The organism is Fluviicola sp. (assembly GCF_030151805.1).
GTDB lineage: Bacteria > Bacteroidota > Bacteroidia > Flavobacteriales_D > Crocinitomicaceae > Fluviicola.
Genome location: NZ_JASLCN010000511.1, coordinates 1 through 4,000, shown reverse-complemented (window position 1 = coordinate 4,000; position 4,000 = coordinate 1). Strand labels below are relative to the sequence as shown.

Below are 4,000 nucleotides of genomic sequence, written 5' to 3'. Positions count from 1 at the left end.
CCATTCGTTGAGAAGAACAAGCGTTCATTGGAATCAATAAACGGGAACATCTCCTGCCCTTCCGTGTTGATTTTATTTCCCAGATTAATCATTTCCCCGAACGTTCCGTTTTCTGAAACGGCAACTTTGTAAAGATCAGCTCCACCGATTCCTCCGGGTTTATCGGAAACCAGGTACATCGTTTTCCCGTCTGGTGTAAGCACCGGATGTCCCACAGAATAATCTTTCGAATTGTACGGAAATTCGCGTTCATTGATCCATTTTCCTTTCTCATCAATATCCGCGATATAAAGCTTCAGGTTCTGGATTTTCTGTCCGTCACGACGCTTTTTACCTTTGGAAACATTGTTCCGGGTGTAATACACCTGTTTTCCGTCAGGAGAAAAAGTCAAAGGCCCTTCGTGAAATTTGGTATTCACTTTGGAAACACGCTTGACAGCTCCTAATTGATTGTCCGTACTGACCGAAACCTGATACAAATCCAAAAAGCGGTTTGCATTCCAGGACCATTCCTTTTTCACAAAGATTTTTTTCTTTCTTGCTGTAATGAAGTACATCTGGTTCTGTAACGGGTTGTAATATCCTCCGAAATCAGCTACAGCAGTATTCAAAGTCAAATTCTCCAACGAAAAAAATGCCTGATTCTTTTCTATCCTCGATTTGTATGCTGCATTTGACAAAAACAGCTGCCCTCTTAAATCCGCAGTGACCGACTGGCTGTATTTGTTCATCCATTTGTCACTTTCTGCATAATTTCCGGTTTGCTTCAAAACGTAAGCATAATCATAATAATCTTGCGGTTTCGCTTCCGACGATTCGATCATTTTGCTGTAATAGTCAACGGATTTGGTATAATTATCCATTTTCAGATAACTGTAAGCCAATTTGCTTTTCAAAGCCGGACTGTCGACCTCCGAACCGATCAGTTCTTCATACAATTCGGCAGCATAAGCATAAGATAAACGGTTAAAATAATTGTCTGCTTTTTTCAGCTTCCCCGCTTGTCCCCATACTGATAATGAAACACTGCAAATAATTGCTAATACGATTGTTTTCATGTTTGTCTGTGTTTTAGATGGTTAGAAATAACGAGGTGAACGAATTCCTTCTTTTTTGAAGGTAAAATCATACGACACCATGAGCTCAAAAGACCCGTGATTGTAGTTTCTCAATTTTTGAGTCCCGAAATCACTGGCAACACCCACTTTAAATTGCGGAGAAAGCTGGAATTGTACAAAAGCTCCGAACGCTGCCAGCAAACGGTAATTTGCTCCGAACCATACCCTCTCATTGTAAATAGCCGCCAGGGTCAAATCCAGACTCAACGGAGCACCTTCCGTTATTTTCACCAGGGAAGTTGGTCTCAGTTTCCATTTGTTTGACAAACCGATTACTCCACCTATCGTTCCGAAATAATGGCGGCGTTCCAGGTTGGTTGTACTCAATGCATCGTAACTCTTCTCCAGGAACTTCGGTGTACTGATGCCGATAAAAAATCCCGGAGTGTGGTAGTAAATTCCAACTCCAAAGTTCGGATTCACATTGTTCCGGATGTTTTGCAATAATTTGGGGTCATCCGGATTACTACTGTTCAATCCGTCTCTTCCGATGTTAATCAGGTTAATTCCTCCTTTTACTCCGAATGCAAGCTTTCCCCGGTGGTTTTTGAAACGGATCGTATAGGAAACATCGGCATAAAACATCGTTTGATTCATCGGACCGATATTATCATTCACTGCTGTCAATCCCAATCCTACGGATTCGTAAGCCAGGGGCGAATGCATACTGAAGGTGGAAGAACGGGGTCTTCCGTCAAACCCCACCCATTGTTCGCGGTGAATTCCGGTCATGTTCAACATTCCGCGGCTTCCCGCATAAGCCGGATTTATAAACAGCATATTGTCAAAATACTGCGTATAATGAGGATCCTGCTGTGCGCTTGCACCGGTGCTTCCAAGAAGCACCAGTGTGAAACAAGCGATTAAAAACTGTATTGTTTTCATTTTTTCAATTTTGAAAAATTTCTATTCTTAACGCTGGATATAGACATATCCTTTCAATACTCCCGCAGCAGCATCTTTCGTATCAATCACATAGTAATAGGTTCCCGTCGGCAATTGTTCTCCACCGATATTCAGATTACTGTTCGATGTACCACCCCATGTGTTCAGATAGCTGTCTGCTGAGAATACCAGGTTCCCCCAGCGGTTGTAAATGGTCAATTGGTTATCCGGATATTTCTCAATTCCTTCGATCACCCAAACTTCGTTGGTACCATCGCCATCCGGAGTAAATGCATTCGGGATAACGACACTACAGCTTTTCGGATCGCACGGATCAAGCGGATTGGAATTTCCGGAAACTTCTTCCCCATTGGTCATTCCGTCGCCGTCACAGTCTGCATGATTCCATTCCGTATTGGGCGTTACAGTCTGACTTGCCAACACAAAATCACATGGGTTGTTCGGATTGGTTCCATCTGCCACTTCCGTTCCGTTTGTGACCCCGTCGCCATCGCAATCTGACGTATTCCAGGCTCCACCTTGCGTAAGCGTTACGTTTGATGCAGTGTAATCACACGGATTATCCGGATTTGTTCCATCCGTTACCTCTTGTCCGTTGGTCACACCGTCACCATCGCAATCAGCATTGTTCCACACGCTGCTTGGTATCACCGTTTGACTTGCAGTTACAAAATCACACGGGTTGTTCGGATTGGTTCCGTCTGTGACTTCCGTGCCATTTGTGACTCCGTCACCGTCACAATCTGCATTGTTCCAGGCAGTAGTTGGCGTTATCGTTTGGTTTCCTGGTGTAAAATCACACGGATCATTCGGATTCGTACCATTTGTTACTTCCGTGCCATTTGTAACCCCGTCACCATCACAATCTGCGTTGTTCCAGGCAATAGTTGGTGTCATTGTCTGACTTGTAGATGTAAAGTCGCACGGATCGTTCGGATTAGTTCCGTCTGTTAATTCACTTCCATTAGTCACTCCGTCACCGTCACAATCCGCATTGTTCCAGGATGTACCAGGTGTTACGGTTTGATTTGCAGATGTAAAATCACATGGATTATTCGGATCAGTTCCATCAATGACCTCCGTTCCATTGGTGACTCCGTCACCGTCACAGTCTGCATTGTTCCAGGCAGTGTTTGGTGTTACGGTTTGATTTGCCAGTGTCAAATCACATGGATCATTCGGATCGGTTCCATCCGTTACCTCATCTTCGTTTGTAACTCCATCGCCGTCACAATCTGCATGATTCCATGCTACATTTGGCGTTACAGTTTGGTTTACCAGGATCAAATCACATGGATCAAACGGATTGGTTCCATCAGTGACTTCTGTTCCGTTTGTAACACCGTCGCCATCGCAATCCGAATTGTTCCATGCGGCATCAGGTGCCACTGTCTGACTTGCCAATGTGAAATCACACGGATCATTCGGGTCAGTTCCGTCCGTGATTTCTGTTCCGTTTGTGACTCCGTCACCGTCACAGTCTTTCGAAGGATCCGACAAACACGGAATCACTGTAATAATCACTTGTGCCGTATCACACAATACCGGCATTCCAGTATCACAAATTGAATAAATCAAAGTATCGGTTCCGCTAAATCCGGAATTTGGAGTATATGTAATTTCACCGGTTACAGGATCAATGGTCACAGTACCATTTGATGGCGGAGTGACAACCGTTACAGTCGTTTTATCGAGGTTTCCGTCAGCATCCGTATCGTTTGCAGGCACATCAATGACAACCGGAGTATCTTCATCCGTAGTTGCCGTATCTCCATTTGCAACAGGAGCATCGTTTACCGGATTTACGGTAATGATAACCAGTGCTGTGTCGCACAATACAGGCATTCCTGTATCACAGATCGAGTAAATCAAGGTGTCCGTTCCGTGAAAATTCGGATTCGGCGTATAGGTAATTTCTCCTGTAACCGTATCAACTGTCACTGTACCATTTGTTGGTGGAGTAACAATGGTGACAC

The 4,000-nt window shown here is 44.2% G+C and carries 2 protein-coding genes and 1 pseudogene; all 3 read right to left on the bottom strand.

All coding sequences use genetic code 11. The annotated features are described in order from the left end of the window. Nucleotides 1-1,058: pseudogene (locus Q1V93_RS19360) on the bottom strand (flagellar motor protein MotB); the annotation flags it as partial. 21 nt (nucleotides 1,059-1,079) lie between these two features. Next, on the bottom strand, nucleotides 1,080-2,003 hold the full coding sequence (locus tag Q1V93_RS19355; protein WP_300667139.1) for a type IX secretion system membrane protein PorP/SprF: 924 nt from the start codon (nucleotides 2,001-2,003) through the stop codon (nucleotides 1,080-1,082). Between the two features lie 27 nt (nucleotides 2,004-2,030). Next, a partial coding sequence (locus Q1V93_RS19350) for an Ig-like domain-containing protein (RefSeq protein WP_300667137.1) occupies nucleotides 2,031-4,000 on the bottom strand: 1,970 nt, incomplete at its 5' end.

Excerpts from the sequence above, each read along its gene's own strand:
- Q1V93_RS19355 (WP_300667139.1), bottom strand. The coding sequence starts at position 2,003 with ATGAAAACAATACAGTTTTTAATCGCTTGTTTCACACTGGTGCTTCTT.